Source organism: Kitasatospora sp. NPDC092286 (assembly GCF_044755565.1).
Taxonomy (GTDB): Bacteria; Actinomycetota; Actinomycetes; order Streptomycetales; family Streptomycetaceae; genus Kitasatospora.
The window spans coordinates 17,698-43,533 of the sequence record NZ_JBIVRD010000021.1 but is presented as its reverse complement, the minus strand read 5'-3'; the positions used below and the strand labels follow the sequence as shown (position 1 = coordinate 43,533).

The window sequence follows — 25,836 nt, the reverse complement described above, 5'->3', positions numbered from 1 at the left end:
TCACTGGGCGGTCTCGCTGGAGTCGTTACGGGGGGCGTCGGAGAGGGTGGCTCCGCCGAGGAGCAGGTAGAGAACGGCCATCCGGACGGAGACGCCGTTGGCGACCTGCTCGACCACGGTGCAGCGCGGCGAGTCGGCGACCTCGGCGGTGATCTCCATGCCGCGGACCATCGGGCCGGGGTGCAGCACGACGGCGTGCTCGGGCAGCTGCGCCATCCGGATGCCGTCCAGGCCGTAGCGGCGGCTGTACTCGCGCTCGGTCGGGAAGAACGCGGCGTTCATCCGCTCGCGCTGCACCCGGAGCATCATCAGCGCGTCCGTCTTGGGGAGCACCCGCTCCAGGTCGTAGCTGACCTCGCAGGGCCAGTTCTCGATGCCGATCGGCAGCAGCGTCGGCGGGGCGACGAAGGTGACCTGGGCGCCGAGGGTGGTGAGCAGGTGGACGTTGGAGCGGGCGACCCGGCTGTGCAGGATGTCGCCGACGATGGTCACCCGCCGGCCCGCGAGGTCCTGCCCGAGGCCCGGGTTGAGGTGGCGGCGGATGGTGAAGGCGTCGAGCAGCGCCTGGGTGGGGTGCTCGTGGGTGCCGTCACCGGCGTTGATGACGCTGCCGTGCAGCCAGTCGGACTGGGCGAGCCGGGCGGGCGCGCCGGAGGCGTGGTGGCGGATGACGACCGCGTCGGCGCCCATCGCCTGCAGGGTGAGCGCGGTGTCCTTGAGGCTCTCGCCCTTGGAGACGGAGGAGCCCTTGGCGGAGAAGTTGATGACGTCGGCGGAGAGCCGCTTCTCGGCGACCTCGAAGGAGGTCTTGGTGCGGGTGGAGTCCTCGAAGAAGAGGTTGACGACGGTGCGGCCGCGGAGCGTGGGCAGCTTCTTGACGGCTCGTCCGGAGAGCTGGGCCAGCTCCTCGGCGGTGTCCAGGATGAGCAGCGCGTCGTCGCGGGTGAGGTCGGCGGCGGAGACGAGGTGGCGCTTCACGCGGTTACTCCGGGAGGTGCGGTTCGGACGGCTGGGAGGCCAGGGCCTGCGAGGAGCGGGACGCGTAGTCGCGGTCGCCGACCAGGACGGCGTCCACGCCGTCGGTGTCGGCGAGGCGGACCTGGACGGCCTCGCGCAGCGAGGTGGGGAGGTTCTTGCCCACGTAGTCGGCCCGGATGGGCAGCTCGCGGTGGCCGCGGTCGACCAGGACGGCGAGCTGGACGGCGCGCGGGCGGCCGATGTCGTTGAGCGCGTCGAGCGCGGCGCGGATGGTGCGGCCGGAGAAGAGCACGTCGTCGACGAGGATGACGAGCTTGCCGTCGATGCCGTCGGCCGGGATCTCGGTGTGCTCCAGGGCGCGGGCGGGCTTCAGCCGCAGGTCGTCCCGGTACATGGTGATGTCCAGGGTGCCGAGCGGGATCTCGCGGCCGGTGATCTGGGCCAGCCTGGCGTGCAGGCGGCGGGCGAGATGGACGCCCCTGGTGTGGATGCCGAGCAGGACGACGTCCTCCGCGCCCTTGGCGCGCTCGACGATCTCATGCGCTATCCGGGTGATCACCCGGGTGATGTCCGTACCGTCCAGCACCTGGTGCGGCGGACGCGGCGTCGTTTCGTGGTCTGCGGTCATGCCGAAGCGGACCTCCTTCCCCGCCTCACGGGACGGGCCTTAAAGGATGTCTGGGATCGCCCCCGCCGATGCGGCGTGGGCTTCGGTCATCCTACCAGCGCGCTCTCCGGCAAACAGACGTCCATCATTCCGCTTCATCGGGTTAACGCGCCGGACGCATCACCGATGCGGACCATTCGCACGACTGCCCCATTCGGCTTGACGCAACTACCTCACTCTACGTAACCTCACAGTGAGTTACGAGACGGACGTCGGACCCACCGGTAACGGCGTCGGCAATCGCCCGTGACCCACCACTGAACGCGAAGCAATCTCGTCCGGGGAGATCAATGTCCAGCGACTACGCGAAGCAACTCGGAGGCAAGCTCCGAGCGATCCGCACTCAGCAGGGTCTCTCCCTGCACGGTGTCGAGGAGAAGTCCCAGGGGCGCTGGAAGGCAGTCGTCGTCGGCTCGTACGAGCGCGGCGACCGTGCGGTCACCGTGCAGCGGCTGGCCGAGCTGGCGGAGTTCTACGGCGTCCCGGTGCAGGAGCTCCTGCCCGGCGGTACGCCCGGTGGTGCGGCCGAACCGCCGCCACGCCTGGTGCTGGACCTGGAGCGACTGACCCAGGTGCCCTCCGAGAAGGCCGGTCCGCTGCAGCGGTACGCGGCGACCATCCAGAGCCAGCGCGGCGACTACAACGGCAAGGTGCTGTCGATCCGCCAGGACGATCTGCGCACCCTGGCCGTGATCTACGACCAGTCGCCGTCGATCCTCACCGAGCAGCTGATCTCGTGGGGCGTGCTGAACCCCGACGCGCGCCGTGCGGTGCGTGAGGAGGAGGCGGGCTAAGTCCCGCCGCACCGGCTCCCACCAGCGGAGACGGTGAATGCGCCAGGGCGCGGCACCCGGATTCACGGGTGCCGCGCCGTCGTGCGTCCGGACGGCGCGCGCCGGGATTCAGCAGACCGTGTCCAGCCGGTAGCCCGGCTCCGCCGCCACCCCGTCCAGCCGCACCGGGCCGGCCGCCGGCGCCCAGTCCTGCCCGCCGCTGGCCCAGGCCCACGCCGAGGGCCGGTACTCCCCGCAGGCCTCCGCCGAGCCCTGCGAGCCGTGCAGCACCGCCAGCCCCGGCAGCTCCCTGGCCAGGCCCGTGCAGAGCACCGCGCAGAGCAGGTCGAGGTCCTCGTCGTTGATCCGCACCACGCCGTCCTCCCACTGCAGCACCCGGGCCGCGACGGTCAGCCGGCCGCCCGGCGCGTCCACGGCGAGGCGCAGCTCGTACACGCCGGGGCCGGCGCCGACCAGCATCCGGCGGAAGACCTCGGCCCCGCGCTGGTAGGCCTCACGGACCCCGCGGCCCCGCTCGTCGTAGAGCCCGCCGTCGAGCAGCAGGTCGGCGTGGCGCAGCGTCAGCCCGTTCTCCCGGGCCCGGGCCAGCCGCGGGACGAAGTCCCCGGCCAGCTCCTCGCCCTGGTAGGCCAGGAGCTGGGTCTGCAGCGGCGGGTTGACCAGGTAGCGGTCCCGGGCGGCCGGCTCGACCGGGTCGAGCCCGTGCAGCAGGCAGAACTCCTCGAAGTCCTGCGGGTGGAACATCCGGGCCCGGACGGTCTCGAACCGGCGGCGCGCCTCGGCCAGCAGTTCGGCGGTCTCCCGCAGGTAGCACGCGTAGTCGGGGGCGTCGGACAGCCGCCAGGCGCGGGCCCGCTCGAAGTCGGCGGCGCTGGTCAGGACACCGATCACAAAGGCCTGCTCGCCTGCGTCGGCCCGGCGACGCCCGTGCGGCGACCGCAGCCGGGGGCGGAGGCCGCCGCCGGCGGTGCAGTCGGTGATGCGGCGGGTGCGGCCGTTGCGGCTCATCGGTGGCTCCTGGGGCGTCCTGGACGGGTGACGGTCAGCGGCGGGCGTGCCGCTGACCGTTGTCCTCCCCCGCCCCGCGCGCCGCACACGTACGGCGTGTCACAGGACTGTAACCGACCGTGAGGCGCGGCTTGGGGCGTCCGCCCCGGGCCTCACGCCGGGCGCGGCACCCGGGCCAGCTGGCGGGACTGGGCGACCAGGCGGCCGGACTCGTCCCAGACCTCGGCGTCCTCCTCGAAGTAGCCGCCGGCCAGGTTGCGGGTCGCGTGGGTGACCCGCAGCCAGCCGGGCACCGGCCTGGCCCGCAGGTGGACGGTCAGCTCGACGGTGGGCGCCCAGCCGGGCAGGCCGAGGTCGAAGGTGACCGGCGGCAGGGCGTCGGCGACCAGCAGGAGCAGCAGCGGGTCGGGCTCGCGGCCGTCGGCGAGCTTGAACCAGCCCTGGATCCGGCCGGTGCCGGACGGCTGCCCGAGCGCCCAGCCGACGGTGGCCGGGTCCAGCCGCAGGTCGAAGCGGTCCAGCAGGGCGGCCTGCCGGACCAGCTCCTTCGGGGCGTGCTCCATGCCGATGCACCGGTCCGGCGGGGGCAGCTGCGGCGGCCGGGCGGTGGTGCGCACCTCGCCGTCGGCGGTGGCGAGGTCGCCGTGGCTGGCGACCACCCGCAGCCGCTCGACGCCGTCCTGGCTGAGCGAGGCGGTGCCGGTGGAGAGGCCGCGGCCGGTACGGAGCACCTCGGTGCGGACGGTGGCCGGGCCGGGGTGGGAGGCGGAGAGGTAGTAGCCGCTGATCGAGACGGGGTCGGTGTGCTCGCCGTGCTCCAGCGCGAGGGCGTGGCCGGCCATCGCGAGCAGCAGTCCGCCGTTGACGCCGCCGCCGATCTGCCAGCCGGCGCCCAGCTCACCGTCGTAGCGGCCGGGCTCGTCCGGGTGCCGGGTCAGGGCGATGCCCTGGTCGAACTCGCTGCGGGTCGCCGTGGTCATGGGGGTGGCCTGCCCTTCACTGCGGGGTTACCGATGAGTAGCCCCAACATACGCCACCCGTCCGGAACGCACGACGGCCGCCGGACCGTTTCCGGTCCGGCGGCCGTGCGTCGGGGTGTGCCCAGGGTTCGTCGGACGATCCCTAGCGGCGGATGCTCGGCTTGAGCTCCAGGAAGCGGGCGAGCAGACCGTTGACGAACGCCGGGGAGTCGTCCGTGGAGAACTCCTTGGCGATCTCCACGGCCTCGTCCAGGACGACCGCGTCCGGGACGCCGTCCTCCCAGATCAGCTCGTACGCGCCGAGCCGCAGGACGTTGCGGTCCACGATCGGCATCCGGTCGAGCGTCCAGCCCACCGCGTACTGCGAGATCAGGTCGTCGATCCGGCGGGCGTGCTGAACGTAGCCCTCGATCAGCTCCATGGTGTACTCGCCGACCTGCGGGGTGCCCTCGTCAGGCTTGGGCTCCCGGGCGCGGGCCACCCAGTCGGCGAGGACGCGCTGCGGGTCCACCCCGCGGTGGTCGGCCTCGAAGAGGATCTGGAAGGCCCGGGTACGGGCCTTGCTGCGTGCGGCCGACACGGACTTACTTCACCCGGCCGAGGTAGCTGCCGTCGCGGGTGTCGACCTTGATCTTCTCACCGGTCACGATGAACAGCGGCACCGCGATCTCGGCGCCGGTCTCCAGGGTGGCCGGCTTGGAGCCGCCGGTCGAGCGGTCGCCCTGGACGCCCGGCTCGGTGTGGGAGATCACGAGCTCGACCGAGGCCGGGAGCTCGATGTACAGCGGGGAGCCCTCGTACATGGCCACCAGGGCGTCGAAGCCCTCCAGCAGGTACTTGGCGGCGTCGCCGACGACGGCGGGCTCGATCGTCACCTGGTCGTAGGTGTCCGTGTCCATGAACACGAAGTTCTCGCCGTCCTTGTACGAGAACTGCATGCCGCGCTTGTCGACGTTGGCGGTCTCGACCTTGGTGCCGGCGTTGAAGGTCTTGTCGACGACCTTGCCGGTCAGGACCTCCTTGAGCTTGGTGCGCACGAAGGCCGGGCCCTTGCCGGGCTTGACATGCTGGAACTCGACGACGGACCAGAGCTTGCCGCCCTCCAGCTTGAGGACCATGCCGTTCTTGAGATCGTTCGTGGAAGCCACGGGCGCACTAACTCCTGGATATAGCTGTCAAGGAACCAAGGGTTGCGTCCTGCCGCCCGCAGCAGCCGCCGGGCGGCCGCGGGTCACAGGGCGAGGAGCTCCTTGGTGGTGATGGTGAGCAGCTCGGGCCCGCCCTCTTCGAGGGGGCGCACCACGAGCGTGTCCTCGATCCGGACACCGCCCTTACCCGGGAGGTGGACTCCCGGGCCGACGGTGACCGGCACGCGGCTGTCCAGTTTACCCATGTCCGACGGGCCCAGGCGCGGCGCCTCCCGGATCTCCAGCCCGATGCCGTGCCCGACCGGGTGCGGGGAGGGCTCGGTGTGCCCGGCCGCCTGGAGGATCGCCCGGGCCGCCTGGTCGGGTACGCACTGCTCGACGCCAGGCCCGAGCGCCTCCCGTCCGGCCCGCTGGGCCCGGAACACCAGCCGGTGCAGCTCGACCTGCCAGGGCGCGGGGGCGGCGCCGATCACGAAGGTCCGGGCGGTGGAGACGCCGTAGCCCCGGTACTGGGCGCCGAGCACGACGGTGAGGAAATCGCCCTCCTCCACCCGGCGGTCGGTGGGCTGGTGGGCCTGCTGACCGGAGTGGCTGCCGGTGCCGACCGAGACCGGGAAGGCCGCCCGGTCCGCACCGTGGTCGATCATCCGGCGCTCCAGCTCCATCGCCAGGTGCCGTTCGGTGCGGCCGACCAGGATCGACTCCAGCAGTTCGCCGAGCGCCTGGTCGGCGATCTCGGCGGCGATCCGCAGGTCGGCGATCTCGTGCTCGTCCTTGACCACCCGCAGCCGCTCGACCACCGGTCCGAGGCCCGCCAGTCTGACCCCCTCGGCGAGGCCCGCCACCGACCGGTGCCGGGTGACCGTCAGGTCGTGCTCCTCCACCGCCAGGTCGTCCACGCCGAGCCGCCCGGCGGCCGCGGCGGCGGCCAGCGCGGTGTCCTCCCCCGCCGCGACCGGGACCTGGGTGAGGTCCTCGCCGAGCAGGTGCTCCCCGGTGTCGTCCGGCGGCAGGTCGTCCGGCAGCGCCAGCAGCGCCCGCTCCCGGGTGAGCAGCAGCGTCGCCCCGCAGGGCGCGCACCCGGTCAGATAGCGCACGTTCGCCGGCCTGGTGATCAGCGCCGCGTCGGCCCCGGTCGCACCGCAGTGCTCCCTCAGCCGCTCCCGCCGACCCGCGTACGCATCAGCCATGCGTCGAGCCTACGGAGCGCCGCCCCGATCCGCCCGTCGGGCGGGCCCGACCGGGCCGGGGCCGGGGCCGGGCCGCGCCCGGCTCAGGCCTTGGCCTCCGTGGCCTCCGTGGCCTCCCCGGCCGGCGTCGGCCGGGCCCCCGCGTGCTGGGTCTGCGGGGACCAGCGCCGCTCCACCCCGGCCAGCCGCCAGTAGGCGATCGCCGCGACCCAGACCACCACGAACAGGCCGACGATCACATAGCCGACGTTGTCCAGCGAGAGGTCGGCGATCCACCCGCTGACCGGGTCGGTGAGGTCCAGCTTCTCGTGCAGCACCCCGACCAGCTCGATGGTGCCGATGATGAACGCCACCGCGATCGACAGCCCAGTGATGGTCAGGTTGTAGTACACCTTGCGCACCGGATTGGCGAACGCCCACTGGTACGCGAAATTCATGAACGTCCCGTCCAGCGTGTCGAACAGGCTCATCCCCGCCGCGAACAGCAGCGGCAGGCAGATGATCGCGTACCAGGGCAGACCGGCCGCCGCGCCGGAGCCGGCCATCACCATCAGGGTCACCTCGGTCGCGGTGTCGAAGCCGAGGCCGAGCACCATGCCCACCGGGAACATCTGGCCGGGCCGGGTGATCGAGCGGGTCGCCCGGTTCAGCACCCGGGCGAGGAAGCCGCGCGCGTTGAGGTGCTCCTCCAGCTCAGCCTCGTCGTACCGGCCGGCCCGCATCGACCGGAACACCTTCAGGATGCCGAGCAGGGCGGCCAGGTTGAGCGCGCCGATCAGGTAGAGGAAGGCACCGGAGGCGGTGGTGCCGACCACGCCCAGCCACTTGTGGGTGGTGGAGTCGTCGTCCATCAGCGTGTTGGCCAGCTGCGCCCCGCCCGCCACCAGGGCGGCCATCAGCACCACCATCGAGGAGTGCCCGAGCGCGAACCAGAAGCCCACGGAGACCGGCCGCTTGCCGTCCGCCATCAGCTTGCGGGTGGTGTTGTCGATCACCGCGATGTGGTCGGCGTCGAAGGCGTGCCGCATGCCGAGGGTGTAGGCGGTGATCCCCAGGCCCACACCGAAGACCTGGGTGCCGACCGTGTACTCGTGCGGTGCCACCAGGAATATGAGCGTCCCGAACGCCGCCACGTGCATGGCCAGGATCACCCCCATCAGCCCGGCCGTGCGGATGGTGTCCTGGCGTTTCCAACGGAAAGTGGGCAACACCGACGGTGTCGCCGGGGTGGCGGTTTCGGGCAGGGTCATCTTCGGATCACGCTCCAGCACCTCGTGGAATGGCTTCGTGAGATGCCGTGGCCGGTCTCCTGGCTTACGGGGCTCCCGTACCCGCCTTCCCAGGCGCGCGAGGCGCCCAGTGGCGTCGTGGGTACGGACGACTCCCCCCGATCACAGTGGCGAGGGCCGCTCCGGACTGGGATCCCTGAGGATCCGTCACCGGTCTTCCCGAGCACCACGGCGGGGAACACCGTAGGGCCCGTGGGACACCCTTGCAAGGCTGCGCACCTGCGCAGGTGTTCAGAATCACAGGACGCGGACTGCAAGAATGGGGCCATGCATCTCGTACCGGCCGACCGCGCGGGCCACCGCACCATCGACGGACACCGGGTCTGCGAGGCCATCGCCGCGATCGGCGACACCGCGCACGTCCGGTCCTGGGCCGAGCGGTTCTCGCTGCTCGCCGACCCCGGGCGGCTCGCCCTGCTGCTCGCCCTGCACCGGGCAGGCCCGCTCGCCGTCACCGACCTCGCGGTCGCCACCGGCATGCGTGACCCGGCCGTCTCCCAGGCCCTGCGCCTGCTGCGCACGGCCGGCGTGGTCAGCGGCGACAAGGACGGCCGCGTGGTGCGCTACCGGCTCGTGGACGACGGCATGCGCCCCCTGCTGGACTCGTGTGCCGCCGCCGAGCACCACGAGCCCTCCGCGGCCGCCGGCTGACCGGCCCTCGGGGACAGCCGGACAACCGCCCCCGGCCAGGGGCGGTTCAGTACGATCTTCGTGTGCCGTTCCGCCCGCAGGCCCGCGCCTGGCCCGATGACGACCGCTGGGACACCCGGCCCGTCAGGGCCCGCGTGCTGGCGGTCGCCCGCACCCTCACCTCCGCCACCCGGGTACTGGACGTGCTCACCCTGCTGCGCGGCCAGGACGGCATCCGCCTCTACCTCACCGTCAACCCCGGCTCCGCGTTCGCCACCGGGCTCGACGGCTTCCTCGCCGGCCTCACCGGCATCACCGTGCTGGACTGGCGCGAGGCCACCCGGCGGCGGTTCGACCTCGCGGTCGCCTGCGCGGTGCACCGCTCGATGGCCCGGCTGAAAGCCCCGCTGATCGTGCTGCCGCACGGTGCCGGCTACAACCGCCTGGTCACCCGGTCCACCGGCGACACCGTCTCCGCCGCCGGCCTCTCCCGCCGCGAACTCACCCACTGGGGGCGGGTGTTCCCCGCGGTGATCGGCCTCTCCCACGAGGAGCAGCTCGACCGGCTGCGGATCTCCTGCCCCGAGGCCCTGCCCCGCGCACGCGTGGTCGGCGACCCGTGCTTCGACCGGATGCTGCGCAGCCTGGACGGCCGGGACGGGTACCGCGCCGCGCTGGGCGCCGTGGACGGCCGCCGCCTGGTCGTCGTCAACTCGACCTGGAGCGAGCACTCCCTGTTCGGACGCCACCCCGACCTGCCGCTGCGTCTGGTCGGCCGGCTCCCCGCCGACGAGTACACCGTCGCCGTCGTCCTGCACCCCAACATCTGGGCCCGGCACGACCCCGCGGCGCTGCTCGCCGCCGCCGAACGGTCCGGACTGCGGCTCGTCCCGCCCGACCAGGGCTGGCAGGCCGCCCTCGTCGCGGCCGACTGCCTGATCGGCGACCACGGCTCGGTCTCCTTCTACGGCGCCGCCCTGGAACGCCACACCCTGCTCGTCGCCACCGGCGCCGACGAACTCGACCCCCGCTCCCCCACCTACGCCTTCGGCCAGGCCGCGCCGCCGCTCGACCCCGACGGCGACCTGCTCACCCAGCTGGAACAGGCCCTGGCGAAGCCGGACCGGGCCGCGCTGCGCCCGATCACCGACCGCTCGCTCGGCCGGCAGGGCCAGTCCGCCCGGCTGCTGCGCCCGCTGCTCTACTCCTATCTGCGGCAGGTGGACGAACCGGACGACGAACCTCGCCAGCCGCCGTACCCGCGACCGGTCCCGCTGCCCACGGCCCTGCCCGGCCCGACGGCGTACGACGTCGAAGGGGAGCGCCGGGGCACCGAGGTCCGCCTGCGGCGCTACCCGGTCGGCCCGGACCACCGCGAGGCCCGGGGCAGCTACGCGGTCAGCGCCGAGGAGCCGACGCTCGCGCTGCGTCACAGCGCCGAGGTGATGGCCCGTACCGAAGTCCGCGCCGAACTGCCCGCCGAGCGCTGGCTCGCCGACACCGCGGCCCAACTGCCGGGCCTCGGCGTGGCCGTGGCCGCTCTCGGCAAGGCCCGCCATCTGCTGCGGCTCCGCGGCGGCCTGCTGCTGGAGGCCCACGCCGAACGCCCCTGGGGTGCGGCCACACCGCACCTCGACCCCCTCCTGCTCGGCGCCGCCGTCGCCCTCTGGCTCGCCGACGGCGGCGACCCGGCCGGCCTGCCGGAACACGGCCTCACCGTCCGCACCGGCGACCGCCGCACCCGGGTCGCGTTCACCCGCCGCCCGGGTCAGAACAGCTAGGGCTTCCCGGCCCTGGACAGGTGCCGGTCCAGGACGGCGCGGAGCCGGTCGACGTCGGCGCCCTCGGCGATGCCCCGCTTGGGCAGCAGCGTGAGGCAGGAGGCGTTCCGGTCACCGCTCAGCAGGACGAAGAGCCGGGGCGTCTCGACGAAGCGCGGCGCGGCCTGCCAGGTGAGGGTGCTCGACGACTGCTCGGTGCTGACGGTGACGCCGGAGTCGTCGACGACGGCCCGGTACTCCCCCTTGCCCTCCGTCAGGCGGTGGAACTGCCGCGCCTGGAGCCACGGCAGGGCGAGCAGAAGCAGGGTGACGAGGAGCATCACGACGAGTGAGGAGCTGACGCCCTCGCCCGACGTCACGGACAGGACGGAGCCGACCACCGCGCACACCGCCGCCACGGTCAGCAGCCAACGGGTCCGCCGGCCCGTGGCGGAGATCTTCGCCCGGGCGGTCAGCGCCTCCCGGAAATCCTCCGCGGTCGGTCGGTACGACAGCTCCAGCCGCGTCCCGGTCCGCTGGTCCTCACCCATGTGCACGTCCTTCTCCTTGATCGGCACCGGATGCTAGCGCGCCCTCCCTTCGACCCGCCGACCATTTATCCCTGGTCCGGTTGTCCGTGGTCCGGGCCGAGCGTGGCCCGCAGCAGCTTCCGGTCGGGCTTGCCCGCCTCGGTCAGCGGCAGCCGGTCGAGGACGTGCACGGCGGCGGGCGCGTACATCGAGCCCAGCCGCTCGGTGACGAACCCCCGGACCAGCTCCCGGTCCAGCCGGTGGCCGGCCGCCGGGACGACGGCCACCTGGAGCTCCTCGCTCCCGTCCGCCCGCCGTGTCCCGAACGCCGCGCACTGGGCGACGGCGGGGTGGGCGAGCAGCACCTGCTCCACCTCCGCCGGGTAGACGTGGCCTCCCACCACGATGACCATCTCCTTCAGCCGGTCGACGAGGTGGAGGAAACCGTCGCCGTCGAGGTGCCCCACGTCCCCGGTGCTGATCCAGCCGTCCCGCAGCACCTGCGCGGTGAGGTCGGGCCTGCGCCAGTAGCCGCTCATGAGCATGGGCGTCCGGACGTGGATCTCCCCGTTCCGGCCGGTGGGCAGCACCGCGCCCCGCAGGTCGCGGATCTCGATCTCGACGCCCTCCTGCGCCCGGCCGACCGTGATCCGGCCGTCCGGCCCGGTCACCCCGTGCTCGTGCGGCAGGACCTCGGTGATGTTGCCGGCCTCGGTCTGGCCGTACCAGCCGTACAGGACCGGGCCGAGGAGCTCCGCCGCCCGGTGCAGCCGCTCGGCGGAGGCGGGGGTGCCGCCGTAGAAGACCCGGCGCAGGGCGGACAGGTCCGCGGTGGCCAGGGCCGGGTGGTCCAGGAGTTCGTACAGCAGCGGCGGCAGGAGCCAGAGGTCGGTGATCCGCTCCCGTTCGAGGGCGGTGATGACGTCGAGCGGGTCGAAGCCGGACCGCAGCACGACGGTGCCCCCGGCGAGCAGCGTGGCGTCGGCGACGATTCCGGCCATATGGGCGAGGGCGGTGCAGGCGAGGAAGCGGGGCGGCGGGGAGGGCGCGAGGCGGGCGGCGTGCGAGACCAGCAGCCGGCCGTACGGGCCGTGTGCCATCCGGATGCCCTTGGGGATGCCGGTGGTGCCGCCGGTGAAGCGGATGCACCAGTCGTCCTCGGCCTGCGCGGCGCCCTTCGGCCCGGCGGTGGTCCCGGTGGCCGTCCCGGTCCGGCCCGGGCGGAGCGCCGAACCCGCCACCGCCGCCGGGTGCCAGTCGGTGGGGGCGGAGTCCAGCGTGAGCACGGCCGGTACCCGGACCAGCGCGAGCAGCGCCTCGCCCGCCGTCCGCAGGTCCGGGTCGACGAGCAGCGCGGCGGTACCGACGCTGTCCACGATGGCCGCCTGTGTCCCGGGGGCCGAGCCGAGGCCGAGCGAGACGACCCGGGCGCCGAGGAGATTGGCCGCATACCGCGCGACCAGCGCCTCGGGGCGGTCGCCGACGAGCAGCGAGACGGTGCTGCCGCGGCGCACGCCGTGCTCCGCCAGGGCGGCGGCACTGAGCAGGACGGCTTCGTGGAGCTCCCCGGCCGGGACCGCGCGCCCCTCGGCGGTGATCAGCGCGGTGTGCTCGGGGGAGCGACGGAGGGCGTCGAGGATGCGTTCGACGTAACTCTCGTACGGCGGTGCCGGGTTCTCGGACACGGCGGGGGCCTCCTTCGGCAGGGCGTCCGGCGCGGGCGTGGTGCGGGTCGGTCCGTGGTGCGGGTCGGTCCGTGGTGGAGTCGGGGCACCGGCCGGTCGCGGCGGCCCCTCCTGGAGGCTATGGGTGCCCGGCTCGCCGGATCCAAGACCTGATGCGGCATAAGATGATGTCCTGCGGGTTATGAGGAACGGCCCGACCCGGGGGGGCGGCGGATGGACCTGCTGGCGCTGCGCTGCTTCCAGGTCGTCGCGCGCCACGAGCACGTCAGCCGGGCGGCCGAGGAACTGCGCGTCGCCCAGCCCTCGGTGAGCCGGATGATCGCCCGGCTGGAGACCGAGCTGGGTGTTCCGCTCTTCGACCGCAGGGGCCGCCGGATCCACCTCAACCGCCACGGCGCGGCCTTCCTCCGGCGGGTCGACCGGGCGCTGCGCGAACTCGACGACGGCCGAAGGGAGTTGGCGGATGCCGCAGATGGCGCCGGCGGCACCGTGACGGTGGCCACCGAGACCCTGCTGACCCTCGCCGGGGTGCTCGCCCGCTTCCGGACGGCTCACCCGGACGTCGAGGTCCGGCTGCGCCAGTCCGCCGCCGATGTGATGGTCCGTCAGCTCCGCGACCGCGAGGTGGACCTCTGTTTCGCCTCCCAGCCGCTGGCGGGACCCGCCCTGAGCTCCGTGGTCCTGCTGCGCGAGGAGGTGCTGCTGGTGGTGCCCGTCGGCCACCGGCTGGCGGGGCGGGAGCAGGTCGCGGTGACCGAGCTGGACGGCGAACTGTTCGTCACCCCGCGCCCGGGCCACTGGCAGCGGGTGCTCGCCGACCGGCTCTTCGCCGAGGCGGGTGTGCGGCCGGTGGTCGCCTGCGAGGGCGACGAGCCGGGCGCCGTACTGGAGCTGGTCGCGGCCGGCCTGGGGGCCGCGCTGCTGCCCGCGATGGCGCGCGGCTCGGGCCCCCGGGGCTCCGTCGCCTGGGTGCGGCTGGCGGCCCCCGGCTGCCGGCGGGAGCTGCGGCTGGTCCGCGACGGCGACTCCTATCGCACCGAGGCCGCCCGCCGGTTCGGCGAGTTCGCCGCGCGGCACTTCCGGCGGACCGCCCACGACGGCGCCCACGGCTCCGACTCCCCCGGCCGGACCGGCGCCGGGGCCGAGCGGGGCGACGCCCCGCCCCCCGCAGGCCCTCCGACCGGCCGGCCGTAGCCCTGGGTCAGAACGCCTGGGCTTCGCCCCGAAGCCGCCGCAGCCGGGCCCGGCTGCGGTCGGCCAGCCCGGTGTCGCCGAGTTCGTCCGCCAGCTCGACGAGCAGCGTGTGCGCCTCGCCCTCCTTGGCCGCCTGGCCCAGGGCGAAGGCCCGGTCGGCGCTCTCGCCCGCGTGGACGACGGCCCGGTCCAGCCGGCCCAGGGCCCGGTGGGCGCGGGCCCGGACGAGCGACAGCCGCATCAGCATCGGGGAGTCCGCCGTCCGCCCGGCCGTCGCGGTCGCCTCGTCGAGAACGGCCAGCGCCTGTTCGGGGCGGCCCGCCGCGATCAGTGCCTGCCCGAGGTGATAGCTCTGCACCACCACCCCGTGCGGGTCGCCCTCGTTGGCCTCCCGGGCCAGGGTGAACAGCTCCACCGCCCGCTCCGGACGGCCGTCGGCGAGGCAGAGCAGCCCGTCGGTCTCACGGACCAGGCCGGCCAGCCGCGGCTCGTCCACCAGCGGGAGCAGTGCGGACGCCGCGGCCAACTGCTCGGCCGCGCGGGGGTACTCCTTGCGCCCGTGGTAGGCCCGGGCGAGCTGGTTGCGCATCCGGATCCCGGCGTCCGGGCGGTTGTCCCACTGGGCCGCCTCGACGCCCAGCAGGTGGGACTCGGTCCAGTCGTCGTAGAGCCCGCGGCCGTGGTACAGCGGCCAGAGCGACTCGCAGAGCCGCCACACCTCGCCGTGCCAGCGCTGTTCCGCGGCCGCGCGGACCGCGCCGAGCAGATTGGCCCGTTCGGCCTGGAGCCACTCCATCGCCTCGGCGCGTGAGGCGAAGCCGGGCAGCTCCGCGCCACCGGGCTCCTGGAGCCGCAGCCGGTCACCGAGCACGGCCCGGTCCGCCAGCGCGGCCCGGCCGCGGTAGTACGCCACGATCCCGCGCAGCAGTTCCGCCCGGCCGGGCTGCCGGCGGGCACGGTCGCGGGCGTGCAGCCGGACGAGGTCGTGGGTGCGGAAGCGCTCCTCCGGGCCGTCGTCCACCACCTCGTCCAGCAGGTGGGCGGCGAGCAGGTCGGCGAGACCGTCCGGCACCCGTTCGAGGCCGACCGCCTCGGCCAGTTCGACGGAGACGTGCGGACCCGGGACGGTCCCGATCAGGTGGTAGAGGTCCCGGGTGTGGCCGGCCAGCCGGAGGTAGACCGCGTCCAGGACGTCGCCGATCGCGCCCTCGTCACTGCCGAGTGATGCCAATCTCCGCTCCTTGTCCGCGAGTTCCGCCACCACCCGGTCCACCCGGAGCCCACTGCGGTCGAGCAGCTGGGAGCCGACCGCGTTCAGCGCGAGCGGCAGGCCGCCGCAGAGCTCGACCAGGTCCTCCAGCTCCCGGTCGGTGCCCCGGCCCGGGCCGAGCCAGCCCCGGACCAGCTCGGTGCCGGCCGTCGTGCTGAGCGGGTCGAGCCGCAGCACCTCGGCGCCGTCCAGCGCGAGCCCGGGCAGCCGCCGCCGGCCCGCGACGACCACCAGCCCGGTGGACGGCAGCAGGGTGCGGACCTCGGCGGCGTGGTCGACGTTGTCCAGGAACACCAGGACCCGGCGGTCGGCGGTGACCGTCCGGAACAGCGCGGCCCGTTCGGGCAGCGTCTCCGGTACCTGGTGCGGCTCCAGCCCGAAGCCGCGCAGGAAGCCGGCCAGGATCTCGCCGAGGTCCACCCCGCCCAGGTGGCGGTGGGCGGCGAGGTCGGCGTAGAGCTGGCCGTCCGGGAAGTGCTCGGCGTGGCCGGCCGCGAACTGGGCGACCAGCTCCGTCTTCCCGACGCCGCCGAGGCCGGTGAAGGCGATCACGACCGGCCGGGAGCCGTCGAGATGGCCGAGCGCCGCGGTGAGCGCGGCGAGCTCCTTCGCCCGGTTGACGAAGGTCCGGCGGGGCTTCCTGACCTGCTGCGGCGCCCCGAGCGGCGGCCGCGCCCCGTGCACGTGCACCTCGACGTTCCGGCCCTGCACCACATTGCCGTACACCGTGCCCGACACGGTGTTGGCCTTCTCGTAGCCCTCCACCTGCCCGCTCCCTCCGACCGGCCCGGCCCCAGCCTACGGGCTGGCAGGCCGGCCGGCCGTCGGTTCCGCCCGCACCCCTCCCCCGGCGGCCGGGACGACTACACCTGCTGGCAGGCCGGGCACCAGAAGAGGTTCCGGGCGGCGTGCTCCTCCGTCCGGACCTCCGTACCGCAGACCAGGCAGGGCATGGCGGCACGGCGGTACACGTAAACCTCGCCGCCGTGGTCGTCCACGCGCGGGGGGCGGCCCATCGCCTCGGGCGTGTGCTCGGGGCGGACGGTGTCGATCCGGCCCGCGCCGACGCCCTCGTGCATCAGGGCCACGAGGTCGGCCCAGATCGCGTCCCACTCGGCACGGGAGAGGTCGCGCCCGGCCCGGTGCGGGCTGATACCCAGCCGGAACAGCACCTCGGCGCGGTAGACGTTGCCAACGCCGGCCAGCACCTTCTGATCCATCAGCAGCGCGGCGACCGTCGTCCGGCTGGCGGATATCCGCCGCCAGGCCGGCTCCGGGTCGGCGTCGGCGCGCAGCGGGTCGGGCCCGAGCCTGGCCGCGACGGCGGCCTTCTCGGCCCCGGTGATCAGCGCGCAGGTGTTGGGACCGCGCAGGTCGGCGTAGGCGTCGTCGTTCTCCATCCGCAGCCGGACCAGGCCCACCGGCTCGGGCGCGGGGCCCTCCCCGAAGGTGAATCCGCCGTAGAGGCCGAGGTGGATGTGCACCCAGGCACCCTCCTCGAAGCCGAGGAAGAGGTGCTTGCCGACGGCCTGCGCCTCGGCGAGCGGTTGGCCGTCGATCAGTGCGGCGCCGTCGGCGAACCGGCCCTGCGGGCTGGAGACCCGGACCGGGCGGCCGCCGAAGGCCTTGGCGTTCTCGGCGGCGAGACGGTGGATGATGTGGCCTTCCGGCACGGGCGTTAGCTCCCCCGGGTGGTTCAGCAGGATGGGCCCATCATCGCAGCCGGCACCGACACTCCGGCCGGGCCGCAGGTCACGTCCCCCCGCTCCCGCCCGCGCCTCAGCGGACCGGGATGCCCATCAGCCGGGCCAGGATCACCCGGTCCAGCTCGGCGGCGGTGCCGGCGACGTCCAGGTGGGAGTTGTCGATGATCGGCAGCCCGGAGTTGTACCAGCCGGCCATCCGTCCGTGGATCCGGGCCACCTCCTCGTCGCCCAGCCGCCGGTTGCCGCTGCGCCGGGCGTTGCGGGTGAGCACCGAGTCGAGGCTGGGCAGCAGCACGACCGGGATCATGCCGGGGCCGATGTGCCGCTTCCAGCCGCCGAGCCCGATCGCCGGGCGGTCGGGGAAGACGGCGTCGTCGATGATGCAGGAGATGCCGTTGGCCAGGTAGTTGCGGCAGGCGAAGCCGCAGGTCCGCCGGGCCAGCCGGTACTGCGCCTCGGAGGCGTTGTTCCAGCCGGACTGCGGGTTGGCGAAGCCGGACTGCACCCACTCGCGGACGTCGTCGAGGCTGATGTGCGCGGTGGGCGTGGGGCGCCGCTCGGCCCAGTGCCGGGCGACGGTGGTCTTGCCGGCGCCGGCCGGGCCGATCAGCAGCACCGCGATCGGGCCGGCGGGCGCGTGCCGCTGCGGCGGGTGGGCCGGGAGCTGCACGGGCGATCCGGAGGGCAGCAGGAAGTGCCCGGTCGCACCGGCCGGCACCGGCGCGGGGCCAGGCGCCCGCGCGGGGGCCGGGGCGGGAGCCGCGGCGGCGGGCGCGGGCGGGGCGGGGGGCGGCACCGGCGCGCCCTGCGGAACGGTGGGCGGGCCGCCGTGCGGGGGCGCCCCGGCGGGCCGCGGCCCGTCCGGCGGCCCGGGCCGGGATCCGGTCCGGGGCGGGTTCTGGGGAGCCGGCAGGGGCCCGGCGGCGGCGGTGCCGGGGTACGGCGGGGCCGGCGGAGCGACGGGACGCGGGGGGACCTGTCCACCCCCGGAGTACTGCGTCACGGTCACCTCCCGACTTCTTTCAGCGGGGACATTACACGGCGGCCCGGCGACGGGCACAGTCCGCCGCCGGGCCGCTGACCAGGCGTCAGCCCGTGGTGAGCTGTCCGGCGAGGGCCCGCAGGGCCAGCTCGTACGAGCCGAGGCCGAATCCGGCGATGGTGCCGGAGGCGACCGCGGCGATCACCGAGGTGTGCCGGAAGGTCTCCCGTGCGTACGGGTTGGAGATGTGCACCTCGATCAGCGGGGCGGTCCGCTGGGCGGCGGCGTCGCGCATCGCGTACGAGTAGTGGGTGAAGGCGCCCGGGTTGATCACCACGGGGACCCGGCCGTCGGCCGCCTCGTGCAGCCACTCCACCATCTGCTGCTCGGAGTTGGTCTCGTGCACCTCGACCTCGAAGCCGAACTCCTTGCCCAGCGCGGTGCAGCGCTCGACCAGCCCGGCGTAGGAGGTGGCACCGTAGACGTCCGGCTCGCGGCTGCCGAGCCGGCCGAGGTTGGGGCCGTTGAGCACCAGCACCCGGGTCACGAGGAGACCTCCGCGTAGGCGGCGACCAGCAGGGAGGGGTCGGGGCCCTCCAGGACGGAGGTCTTGCCCAGACCGTCCAGGACGATGAAGCGCAGCAGGTCGCCGCGCGACTTCTTGTCGATCTTCATGGCGTCCAGCAGCTTCGGCCAGGCATCCGCGCGGTAGCTCAGCGGCAGGCCGACCGAGGCCAGCACCGTCCGGTGCCGGTCGGCCGTCTCGTCGTCCAGCCGTCCGGCCAGGCGGCCGAGTTCGGCGGCGAAGACCATGCCGATGGAGATCGCGGCGCCGTGCCGCCACTTGTACCGCTCGTTGCGCTCGATGGCGTGGCCGAGGGTGTGGCCGTAGTTGAGGATCTCCCGCAGGCCGGACTCCTTGAGGTCCCCGGAGACCACGTCGGCCTTGACCTGGATGGCGCGCCGGATCAGCTCGACGGTGTGCGGCCCGGCCGGCGTCCTGGCGCCCTCCGGGTCGGCCTCGATCAGGTCGAGGATGGCCGGGTCGGCGATGAAGCCGCACTTGACGACCTCGGCGAGGCCGGAGACGTAGTCGTGCTTCGGCACCGTCTCCAGGGTGTCGAGGTCCGCCAGCACGCCGACCGGCGGGTGGAAGGCCCCGACCATGTTCTTGCCCTCGGCGATGTTGATGCCGGTCTTGCCGCCGACGGCCGCGTCGACCATGCCGAGCAGCGTGGTGGGCATCGAAATCCAGCGGACCCCGCGCAGCCAGGTGGCGGCGACGAAGCCGGCCAGGTCGGTGGTGGCGCCGCCACCGAGGCCGACCACGACGTCACTGCGGGTGAAGCCGGTCTGGCCGAGCACCGACCAGCAGTAGGCGGCCACCTCGGCGCTCTTCGCGTCCTCGGCGTTGGGCACCTGGAGGACGATCGCCTCGTAGCCCTCGCCGAGCAGGTCCTCGCGAACGGCGTCGGCGGTGCTGGTCAGCGCCTCCGGGTGGATGATCGCGACCCGCTTGGCCCGGGTGCCGATCAGCGGCGCCAGCTCGCCGAGCAGCTGGTGCCCGATCAGCACGTCGTACGGGTCGTGGCCGGCGCTGCCGCCGACGTGAATCCTGACGATGTCAGTCATGGGGGGTCTTCAGCTCCAGTGCTTCCAGTACGGCGGCCACGACCTGCTCGGGCGTGCGGCCGGCGGTGTCGACGACGGCGGTGGCCACCTCCAGGTAGAGGGGGCGGCGGGCGTCCATCAGCTCGCGCCAGCGGGCCCGGGGGTTGACGGCCAGCAGCGGACGGGGGGCGTCCAGGCCGACCCGCTTGACCGCGTCGGCCAGCGGGACCTCCAGGAAGACCACCGGCAGGTCGCGCAGCAGCGCGCGGGTGGCCTCGGCCATCACCGCGCCGCCGCCGAGCGCCAGCACACCTCCGTGGGCCTCGGCGGCGGCGCGCACGGCGCGTGCCTCCAGCTCGCGGAAGTGCGGCTCGCCCTCGTCGATGAAGATCTCCGGGATGGGCTTGCCGGCCAGCCGCTCGATGTCGGTGTCGGTGTCCCGGAAGCCGACGCCGAGGCGCTCGGCGAGCGCCCGCCCGACCGTGGACTTGCCACTGCCGGGCGGGCCGACCAGCACGACGACCGGGGAATCCGCCGGACGCTCAGCGGTCATCGGACGATCAGGTTGTCGAGGTAGCTCTGCACGTTGCGGCGGGTCTCGGAGACGTGGTCGCCACCGAACTTCTCGTTCACCGCGTCGGCCAGCACCAGGGCGACCATCGCCTCGGCGACGATGCCCGCGGCCGGCACGGCACAGACGTCGGAACGCTGGTGGTGGGCCTTGGCGGGCTCACCGGTCCGCACGTCCAGGGTCTGCAGGGCGCGCGGAACGGTCGCGATCGGCTTCATCGCGGCACGCACCCGCAGCAGCTCGCCGGTGGACAGGCCGCCCTCGGTGCCGCCGGAGCGGCCGGAGGTGCGCTTGACGCCCTCGGCGGTCGGCACGATCTCGTCGTGCGCCTGCGAGCCGGGGACGCGAGCCAGCTCGAAGCCGTCGCCGACCTCGACGCCCTTGATCGCCTGGATGCCCATCAGCGCGGCGGCCAGCCGCGCGTCCAGACGGCGGTCCCAGTGCACGTGCGAGCCCAGGCCCACCGGCACCCCGTACGCCAGCACCTCGACCACACCGCCGAGGGTGTCGCCGTCCTTGTGGGCCTGGTCGATCTCCGCGACCATCGCCTTCGACGCGTCGGCGTCCAGGCAGCGCACCGGGTCGGCGTCCAGCCGCGCCTCGTCCGAGGGCAGCGGCAGCACCCCGGCCGGGGCCTTGGCCGCGGCCAGCTCCACGACGTGGCTGACGATCTCGATGCCGCAGGTCTCCTTGAGGTACGCGCGGGCGACGGCGCCCAGCGCGACCCGGGCGGCCGTCTCACGGGCGCTGGCGCGCTCCAGGATCGGGCGGGCCTCGTCGAGCGAGTACTTCTGCATCCCGGCGAGGTCGGCGTGGCCGGGCCGCGGGCGGGTCAGCGCCTCGTTGCGGGCCAGGCCCGCCAGCACCTCGGGGTCGACCGGGTCGGCCGACATGACCTGCTCCCACTTCGGCCACTCGGTGTTGCCGACCATGACCGCCACCGGGCTGCCCATGGTCTCCCCGTGCCGGACCCCGCCGAGGAACGTCACCTCGTCCTGCTCGAACTTCATCCGGGCGCCGCGACCGTAGCCGAGCCGGCGGCGCGCCAGCGCGTCGGCGACCACGGCCGTGGTGACCGGCACACCGGCCGGCAGGCCCTCCAGCGTCGCGACGAGTGCGGGGCCGTGCGACTCCCCCGCCGTCAGCCAGCGCAACGTACCCAACGGAGCTCCTTCATCAGCGGACCGGTCACGGACCTACCGCGACCCGCCCGGGCGTGCCTTGTCCCTGAATCCTTTCATGCCCCGGGCCGAGCCGGGCGCAGAGTCCGCGTGACGGACGGCGCCCGGCCGACGGGCGGACGCGGACACGGCGTGACCAGCGGGGAACAGGAAGGAGAGCGGGAAAGGGAGCAGGAAGTCGGCGGGCCCGACCTCCTGCTCCGCGGGCGGCGGCCACGCGACCCGGCACGTCATGCCGGGATGACACGACGCGTGAACCGGGCACCGAACGCCGGACCGGCACAACGCGCCACCGTCCGAAGCGCCTCAGCGGACCGCGAGAGCCGCCTCGCCCGCCGCGCGGATGGCCGCCAGCGGGCCCGGCGTACGACCGGTGAACTGCTCGTTCTGCAGCACCGCCTGATGGACCAGCAGGTCCAGACCGCCCAGCACCGTCGCACCGCGCTCCGCACAGGCGGCGGCCAGCGCCGTCGGCCAGGGGTGGTAGAGCACGTCGAACAGCGCCCCGGGGTCCGCCGGCAGCCGCTCGGCGAACCCGTCGGTGGCCCCGACCGGGGTGGTGGAGACGGTGAGCGGGTGCGCCAGCGCCTCGGCGCCGCGCTCCCAGTCGGCCGTCCGCACGGCGACACCCAGCCGCTCGCCCAGCTCGGCCACCTCCCGCGCCCGCTCCGCGCTGCGCACGTACACCGTCACCTCGCCGGTGCAGATCTGGGCGAGCGCCGCCAGCGCCGAGGAGGCCGTCGCCCCGGCTCCGAGCACCGCCGCGCCCGGCACCTCGGTGATCCCCCGCTCGCGCAGCGCGTTCACCAGCCCGGGGACGTCGGTGTTGTCCCCGGTCCGCCGCCCGTCGGCGGTGAACACCACCGTGTTCACCGCCTCCACCGAACGCGCCGTCGCGCTCACCTCGTCGAGCAGCGGGATGACCGCCCGCTTCAGCGGCATGGTGAGCGACAGGCCCGCCCACTCGGCCTCGTCCAGCCCGGCGACGAAGGCGGGCAGCCCCGCCTCGTCCACCTCGAACCGGTCGTAGCGCCAGCCGTCCAGCCCGAGCGCCGCGAAGGCGGCCCGGTGCAGGTCCGGCGAGAGCGAGTGGGCGATCGGCGAGCCCAGTACGGCGGCCCGGTGCTTGCTGGTCACGTTGGTTCTCCGAAACGGCGGTACGGCGGGGCGGCCACTACTTCGTGGTGCAGTGGCCGCGATCCTTGTCGAAGCCCTGGCCGGCCGCCGTGCAGTACTGCTCCACGTTGGCCAGGTGCTCCTTGTAGGTGTCCGAGAAGAGGGTCTTGATCGGGGACATCGCGATGAAGAACAGCCACTTGCCGTCCGCCGGGTTCAGCACCGCCTTGATGGCGTCGTCACCGGGGTTGGAGATCGGCGTCGGCGGCAGCCCCGCGTTGAGGTAGGTGTTGTACTTGTTGGACGCGTCGTCCATGTCCTTCCTGGTGAGGTCCTTGCGACCGAGCGAGTACTGCAGCGTGGTGTCCATACCGAGGCGGTGCTGGGTCTCGGTCTGGTTGGCCAGACGGTTCTGGATGGTCTTGGCCATCTTGCCGAAGTCCTCCGGGTTGTTGCCCTCGGCCTGGAGGATGCTGGCCTCGATGACCACCTCGTAGCCGGACTTGAGACCGATCTTGGAGGCCTCCGCGTCCAGGCCCGCATAGCGGTCGACGGCGTTCTTGACCATCTGCTTGAGCAGGTCCTCGGGCTTCATGCCCTCCGAGATCGAGTAGCGGGCCGGCCAGAGGAAGCCCTCGATGTTGCCGTTGGCGTACGGGGGCAGGCCGAGGCTGCCGATCTGGGCCTTGGCGACGTCGGCCGTGGTGCCCTTGGGCAGCTTCAGCTTGTCGTCGATCTTGACGTAGGTGGCGGCGGCCGTCAGCCCCTCCCGGATGATCAGCTTCTCGCCACCGTTCTCCTCCACCAGGTTCGCGACGGCGGCCTCGCCCGACATCTCACGGGGGAGGGAGTACGTCCCGGGCTGGATGGAGATGCACTTCGGGTTCTTCTCGCACGCGTTGGTGAAGGCCTTGACACTCTTGACCACGCCGGCCTGCTTCAGCGCGAGGCCCATCTGGGCCCCTACGGCGCCCTTCTTGATCTCCACCTGGACGGTGCCGGTGCCCTCACCGGCGAAGTCCGGGGGCGGCCCGAAGTGGTCCTGGTAGAAGCCGTAGCCCCACCAGCCGGCGCCGGCGAAACCGCCGAGCAGCACCAGGGCGACCACCAGGCAGGCCCCGCCGTTGCGACGGCCGGACTTCTTGCCCTTCTCCTTGCGCTTCTTCTGGGCCTCGCGGGAGCTGTCCTCCTCGCCGAGGAAGGTGTCCCGGTCCTCGTCGCCGTCCTCGTGGTAACCGCCTTCGTGGCCGTCCCACTCGTCCTCGGCGGTCTCGGGAACGGCCTCGGCCGGAGCCGCGCCCGACTCCAGCGCGGCGGCCTCCGCCTCCCAGTCGATACCGTCCGGGCCCGGTCCGGCCACGGGCTCGGCCCGTCGCCGGGACGCCCGCCGCCCGCCCTGCGGCGGCTCGTCGGACTCCGGCGCCCCCGGCTGCCCGCCCTGCTGCGGCACCTGCTGCTGAACGGGCGGCTGCACACCCTGCTGGGGCATCGCCTGCTGCGGTACGCCCTGCTGCTGCTCGCCGGGCTGGGGCATCCCCTGCTGCGGATACTGCCCCTGCGGCACACCCTGCTGCTGGAACGCCTGGAAGTTCTGCTGCTCGCCGGGCAGACCCTGCTGCCCCTGCTGCTGCGGATAGCCCTGCTGCGGATACCCCTGCTGCTGGCCCTGGTACCCCTGCTGGCCGGGGAGGCCCTGTCCGCCCTGGTCCTGCTGCTGCGGATACCCCTGCTGGCCGCCCCCGTACTGCGGCTGCCCCTGCTGGAACTGCTGCACAGGCTGCTGCCCGTACTGCTGCGGCGGCTGCTGCCCGCCACCCGGGTAACCCTGCTGCGGGTAGCCCTGCTGCTGCGCCTGCTGCGGGTAGCCCTGCTGCGGCTGGCCCTGCTGGCCGGCACCGTACTGCTGGCCCTGCGGAACCTGCTGGGGATGCTGCTGCCACTGGCCGTCCTGCTGGCCGGGGACCGGCTGCTGGCCACCGTACCCCGGCTCCCCGGGGTGCCACGGCTCGGAGCCCTGGGGGCCGTAGCCCCGACCCAGATCGGTCATTGATCCCCTTACACCGACGGAGACGGCCGGAGGATCGGACCGGCCGTCCGGGACGGCGTCCCGGCTGTTCTCGAACCGGCGTGCTAGCGCATCGCCTGGAGGGAGACGTTACCGTACCGCAGACCGGCCCCCGGCAGGACAGACGTCCCGTCAGTGCCCCGCCGCACCCCCGGCCCCACCCTCCGGCGCGCCCGGCGACGCCCCGCTCGGATCACCGGTTCCCGTCCCCGCCGGCGCACTCCCCGAGGTGCTCGCCGAAGCGCTCGGCTTCGCCGTCTGGAGGGCGTTGAACTCCGCCACATTGCGCTGCTGCACCTCGAAGCTGTCGGTGAAACGGGTGTCCCCCGGCTTCACGGTGACGAAGTACAGCCAGTCCCCCTGCGCCGGATCGACGGCCGCCATGATCGCCTGGCGGCCCGGGTTGGAGATCGGCGTCGGCGGCAGCCCGGGGTGCTGGTAGGTGTTGTACGGGGAGTCCAGTCTGGTGTCGGTGACGGTGGTGTTCAGCGTCGACCGGCCGAGCGCGTAGTTGATCGTCGAGTCCAGCTGCAGCGGCATGTTCTTGGCCAGCCGGTTGTAGATGACCCGGGCCACCTTGGCCATGTCCTCGGTGTTGTCGGCCTCGCCCTGGACCATGCTGGCGATCGTCACCAGCCCGTACAGGCTCTGCCCGAGGTTCTGCGCGACGACGCCGGCATCGTCCCTGGCGAACTCCTTGCCGGCCCGCTCCACCATCTGTTTCAGCAGGTCGACCGCGGTGGTGCCCTCGGTGACGCTGTAGGTCGCGGGGAACAGATACCCCTCGACGCTGCCCTTGGTGAAGTCCGGCAGGCCCAGTTCGGCGGCCTGCTCCTGGGCGGCGCGCTGGGTGGTGCCGTCGGGCAGGTCGAGCCTCTTGTCGATCGCCGCGTAGATCTGGTTGCCGCGCCAGCCCTCGGGGATGGTCAGGCCGTTGGCGTTGGCCGGGTCGATCAGGACGGCGAGCGCCGCGGCCGCCGACATCCGCTGCCGCAGGGTGTAGGTGCCGGGCTGGATCCGCCCGGCGGCGGCCGCGCTGCCCTTCGCCGCCCGGGTGAAGGCGAGCGAGCTGGCCACCACGCCGTTGTGCACCAGGGCGGAGGCGATCTGGCTCAGGCCCGCGCCCTCGGGCACCGAGACCTGGACGCTGCCCGAACCGGCGCCCGCGTAGTCGGCGGCGGCCGGCGGATTCTGCTGGCCCTTCCACCAGGTGTACCCGACCAGCCCGGCCCCGCCGAAGACGGCCACCAGGGCGAGCGCGGTCAGCCCGCAGGCCAGCCCGTTACGCCAACGGTGTGGATCCGGCGCATCGGGTTGCGGACGGGGCGCGCCCGGCGGACGGCCCTCCGGTTCCAGGACCGGCGCACCGAGGTGGCCGGGCGTGAGCCCGGGCGTGAAGTCCTGATCGGTCATGGCGCCCCCTCGGCTGTCCCGGAACGGATGAGGGCCCGTGCGGACGCGTCCGCACGGGCCCCTCTCCG

The 25,836-nt window shown here is 73.7% G+C and carries 25 protein-coding genes and 1 riboswitch; of the genes, 5 read left to right on the top strand and 20 right to left on the bottom strand.

The window, feature by feature from the left end:
• Together ACIQIB_RS21880 and pyrR are read right to left on the bottom strand one after the other, a co-directional pair.
• A complete protein-coding gene (locus ACIQIB_RS21880; protein ID WP_363610456.1) occupies positions 1-978 on the bottom strand; it encodes an aspartate carbamoyltransferase catalytic subunit in 978 nt (325 codons plus the stop codon).
• Between the two features lie 4 nt (positions 979-982).
• Positions 983-1,606, bottom strand: coding sequence for a bifunctional pyr operon transcriptional regulator/uracil phosphoribosyltransferase PyrR (gene pyrR, locus ACIQIB_RS21875; protein ID WP_363610458.1), 624 nt, complete (start codon positions 1,604-1,606; stop codon positions 983-985).
• Positions 1,607-1,935: 329 nt separating this feature from the next.
• Here pyrR and ACIQIB_RS21870 point away from each other — a divergent pair, with 329 nt between their 5' ends.
• On the top strand, positions 1,936-2,439 hold the full coding sequence (locus ACIQIB_RS21870; RefSeq protein ID WP_045692870.1) for a transcriptional regulator: 504 nt from the start codon (positions 1,936-1,938) through the stop codon (positions 2,437-2,439).
• Between the two features lie 108 nt (positions 2,440-2,547).
• Here ACIQIB_RS21870 and ACIQIB_RS21865 read toward each other — a convergent pair whose 3' ends face one another.
• The 6 genes from ACIQIB_RS21865 to ACIQIB_RS21840 form a co-directional block, all read right to left on the bottom strand.
• Complete coding sequence (locus ACIQIB_RS21865) at positions 2,548-3,447, bottom strand: hypothetical protein (protein ID WP_400759867.1); 900 nt, start codon at positions 3,445-3,447, stop codon at positions 2,548-2,550.
• A 152-nt stretch (positions 3,448-3,599) separates the two neighbouring features.
• Positions 3,600-4,427 (bottom strand): thioesterase family protein, encoded by an 828-nt coding sequence (locus ACIQIB_RS21860; RefSeq protein ID WP_363610462.1) that lies wholly within the window; start codon positions 4,425-4,427, stop codon positions 3,600-3,602.
• A gap of 142 nt (positions 4,428-4,569) precedes the next feature.
• A complete protein-coding gene (gene nusB, locus ACIQIB_RS21855) occupies positions 4,570-5,007 on the bottom strand; it encodes a transcription antitermination factor NusB (protein WP_063346766.1) in 438 nt (145 codons plus the stop codon).
• A gap of 4 nt (positions 5,008-5,011) precedes the next feature.
• Positions 5,012-5,575, bottom strand: coding sequence for an elongation factor P (efp, locus tag ACIQIB_RS21850; RefSeq protein WP_363610464.1), 564 nt, complete (start codon positions 5,573-5,575; stop codon positions 5,012-5,014).
• A gap of 83 nt (positions 5,576-5,658) precedes the next feature.
• The gene (locus ACIQIB_RS21845) at positions 5,659-6,765 is read right to left on the bottom strand and encodes an aminopeptidase P family protein (RefSeq protein ID WP_363610466.1); all 1,107 of its coding nucleotides are present in this window, start codon (positions 6,763-6,765) and stop codon (positions 5,659-5,661) included.
• Positions 6,766-6,848: 83 nt separating this feature from the next.
• Positions 6,849-8,015 carry a HoxN/HupN/NixA family nickel/cobalt transporter gene (locus tag ACIQIB_RS21840; protein ID WP_400759865.1) on the bottom strand — a complete coding sequence of 389 codons (1,167 nt, stop codon included), beginning with the start codon at positions 8,013-8,015 and terminating at the stop codon, positions 6,849-6,851.
• A 31-nt stretch (positions 8,016-8,046) separates the two neighbouring features.
• Positions 8,047-8,240, bottom strand: a riboswitch (cobalamin riboswitch).
• A gap of 81 nt (positions 8,241-8,321) precedes the next feature.
• On the opposite strand from ACIQIB_RS21840, the gene ACIQIB_RS21835 reads away from it, so the two are divergent.
• Both ACIQIB_RS21835 and ACIQIB_RS21830 read left to right on the top strand, forming a co-directional pair.
• The gene (locus ACIQIB_RS21835; protein ID WP_363610470.1) at positions 8,322-8,705 is read left to right on the top strand and encodes a metalloregulator ArsR/SmtB family transcription factor; all 384 of its coding nucleotides are present in this window, start codon (positions 8,322-8,324) and stop codon (positions 8,703-8,705) included.
• Positions 8,706-8,767: 62 nt separating this feature from the next.
• Complete coding sequence (locus ACIQIB_RS21830; RefSeq protein ID WP_400759862.1) at positions 8,768-10,465, top strand: hypothetical protein; 1,698 nt, start codon at positions 8,768-8,770, stop codon at positions 10,463-10,465.
• Here ACIQIB_RS21830 and ACIQIB_RS21825 read toward each other — a convergent pair.
• Together ACIQIB_RS21825 and ACIQIB_RS21820 are read right to left on the bottom strand one after the other, a co-directional pair.
• Positions 10,462-11,022 (bottom strand): YcxB family protein, encoded by a 561-nt coding sequence (locus ACIQIB_RS21825; protein WP_363610474.1) that lies wholly within the window; start codon positions 11,020-11,022, stop codon positions 10,462-10,464. The two genes, ACIQIB_RS21830 and ACIQIB_RS21825, sit on opposite strands and share 4 nt — an antisense overlap.
• Before the next feature lie 38 nt (positions 11,023-11,060).
• Entirely contained in the window at positions 11,061-12,659 is a 1,599-nt protein-coding gene (locus tag ACIQIB_RS21820; RefSeq protein WP_400759859.1) for an AMP-binding protein, read from the bottom strand.
• A 213-nt stretch (positions 12,660-12,872) separates the two neighbouring features.
• Between ACIQIB_RS21820 and ACIQIB_RS21815 the strand changes: the two genes are divergently transcribed.
• On the top strand, positions 12,873-13,853 hold the full coding sequence (locus tag ACIQIB_RS21815) for a LysR family transcriptional regulator (protein WP_400759856.1): 981 nt from the start codon (positions 12,873-12,875) through the stop codon (positions 13,851-13,853).
• A gap of 7 nt (positions 13,854-13,860) precedes the next feature.
• On the opposite strand, the gene ACIQIB_RS21810 is transcribed toward ACIQIB_RS21815, so the two are convergent.
• From ACIQIB_RS21810 to mltG (ACIQIB_RS21770), 9 genes are all read right to left on the bottom strand, one after another.
• Complete coding sequence (locus tag ACIQIB_RS21810) at positions 13,861-15,888, bottom strand: regulator (protein WP_363610480.1); 2,028 nt, start codon at positions 15,886-15,888, stop codon at positions 13,861-13,863.
• A 98-nt stretch (positions 15,889-15,986) separates the two neighbouring features.
• Positions 15,987-16,796 carry a DNA-formamidopyrimidine glycosylase family protein gene (locus tag ACIQIB_RS21805; protein ID WP_363610482.1) on the bottom strand — a complete coding sequence of 270 codons (810 nt, stop codon included), beginning with the start codon at positions 16,794-16,796 and terminating at the stop codon, positions 15,987-15,989.
• 106 nt (positions 16,797-16,902) lie between these two features.
• Positions 16,903-17,832 carry an AAA family ATPase gene (locus ACIQIB_RS21800; RefSeq protein WP_400759996.1) on the bottom strand — a complete coding sequence of 310 codons (930 nt, stop codon included), beginning with the start codon at positions 17,830-17,832 and terminating at the stop codon, positions 16,903-16,905.
• An 85-nt stretch (positions 17,833-17,917) separates the two neighbouring features.
• Positions 17,918-18,358 (bottom strand): type II 3-dehydroquinate dehydratase, encoded by a 441-nt coding sequence (gene aroQ / locus ACIQIB_RS21795; RefSeq protein ID WP_363610486.1) that lies wholly within the window; start codon positions 18,356-18,358, stop codon positions 17,918-17,920.
• Positions 18,355-19,443: a 3-dehydroquinate synthase gene (gene aroB / locus ACIQIB_RS21790; protein WP_363610488.1), complete on the bottom strand. Its 1,089-nt coding sequence runs from the start codon at positions 19,441-19,443 to the stop codon at positions 18,355-18,357. Before aroB ends, aroQ begins: the two co-directional genes overlap by 4 nt.
• Entirely contained in the window at positions 19,436-19,975 is a 540-nt protein-coding gene (locus tag ACIQIB_RS21785) for a shikimate kinase (protein WP_363610490.1), read from the bottom strand. The genes aroB and ACIQIB_RS21785 overlap by 8 nt, the downstream gene beginning before the upstream one ends.
• Positions 19,972-21,156 (bottom strand): chorismate synthase, encoded by a 1,185-nt coding sequence (gene aroC / locus ACIQIB_RS21780; protein ID WP_363610492.1) that lies wholly within the window; start codon positions 21,154-21,156, stop codon positions 19,972-19,974. Before aroC ends, ACIQIB_RS21785 begins: the two co-directional genes overlap by 4 nt.
• 324 nt (positions 21,157-21,480) lie before the next feature.
• Positions 21,481-22,311, bottom strand: a complete 831-nt coding sequence (locus tag ACIQIB_RS21775; RefSeq protein ID WP_400658246.1) for a shikimate dehydrogenase — start codon at positions 22,309-22,311, stop codon at positions 21,481-21,483.
• A 37-nt stretch (positions 22,312-22,348) separates the two neighbouring features.
• Positions 22,349-23,650: an endolytic transglycosylase MltG gene (gene mltG / locus ACIQIB_RS21770; protein ID WP_400759851.1), complete on the bottom strand. Its 1,302-nt coding sequence runs from the start codon at positions 23,648-23,650 to the stop codon at positions 22,349-22,351.
• Here mltG (ACIQIB_RS21770) and ACIQIB_RS21765 point away from each other — a divergent pair.
• Positions 23,534-24,340 carry a hypothetical protein gene (locus ACIQIB_RS21765; RefSeq protein WP_400759849.1) on the top strand — a complete coding sequence of 269 codons (807 nt, stop codon included), beginning with the start codon at positions 23,534-23,536 and terminating at the stop codon, positions 24,338-24,340. The genes mltG (ACIQIB_RS21770) and ACIQIB_RS21765 overlap by 117 nt on opposite strands.
• A 147-nt stretch (positions 24,341-24,487) precedes the next feature.
• On the opposite strand, the gene mltG (ACIQIB_RS21760) is transcribed toward ACIQIB_RS21765, so the two are convergent.
• Positions 24,488-25,768 (bottom strand): endolytic transglycosylase MltG, encoded by a 1,281-nt coding sequence (mltG, locus tag ACIQIB_RS21760; protein WP_400658251.1) that lies wholly within the window; start codon positions 25,766-25,768, stop codon positions 24,488-24,490.
• Between the last annotated feature and the right edge of the window lie 68 nt (positions 25,769-25,836).

Coding starts and splice junctions, on each gene's coding strand:
- pyrR (WP_363610458.1), bottom strand. CDS start 1,606: ATGACCGCAGACCACGAAACGACGCCGCGTCCGCCGCACCAGGTGCTG.
- ACIQIB_RS21870 (WP_045692870.1), top strand. CDS start 1,936: ATGTCCAGCGACTACGCGAAGCAACTCGGAGGCAAGCTCCGAGCGATC.
- ACIQIB_RS21865 (WP_400759867.1), bottom strand. CDS start 3,447: ATGAGCCGCAACGGCCGCACCCGCCGCATCACCGACTGCACCGCCGGC.
- ACIQIB_RS21860 (WP_363610462.1), bottom strand. CDS start 4,427: ATGACCACGGCGACCCGCAGCGAGTTCGACCAGGGCATCGCCCTGACC.
- ACIQIB_RS21845 (WP_363610466.1), bottom strand. CDS start 6,765: ATGGCTGATGCGTACGCGGGTCGGCGGGAGCGGCTGAGGGAGCACTGC.
- ACIQIB_RS21840 (WP_400759865.1), bottom strand. CDS start 8,015: ATGACCCTGCCCGAAACCGCCACCCCGGCGACACCGTCGGTGTTGCCC.
- ACIQIB_RS21835 (WP_363610470.1), top strand. CDS start 8,322: ATGCATCTCGTACCGGCCGACCGCGCGGGCCACCGCACCATCGACGGA.
- ACIQIB_RS21815 (WP_400759856.1), top strand. CDS start 12,873: ATGGACCTGCTGGCGCTGCGCTGCTTCCAGGTCGTCGCGCGCCACGAG.
- aroB (WP_363610488.1), bottom strand. CDS start 19,443: ATGACTGACATCGTCAGGATTCACGTCGGCGGCAGCGCCGGCCACGAC.
- ACIQIB_RS21785 (WP_363610490.1), bottom strand. CDS start 19,975: ATGACCGCTGAGCGTCCGGCGGATTCCCCGGTCGTCGTGCTGGTCGGC.
- mltG (WP_400658251.1), bottom strand. CDS start 25,768: ATGACCGATCAGGACTTCACGCCCGGGCTCACGCCCGGCCACCTCGGT.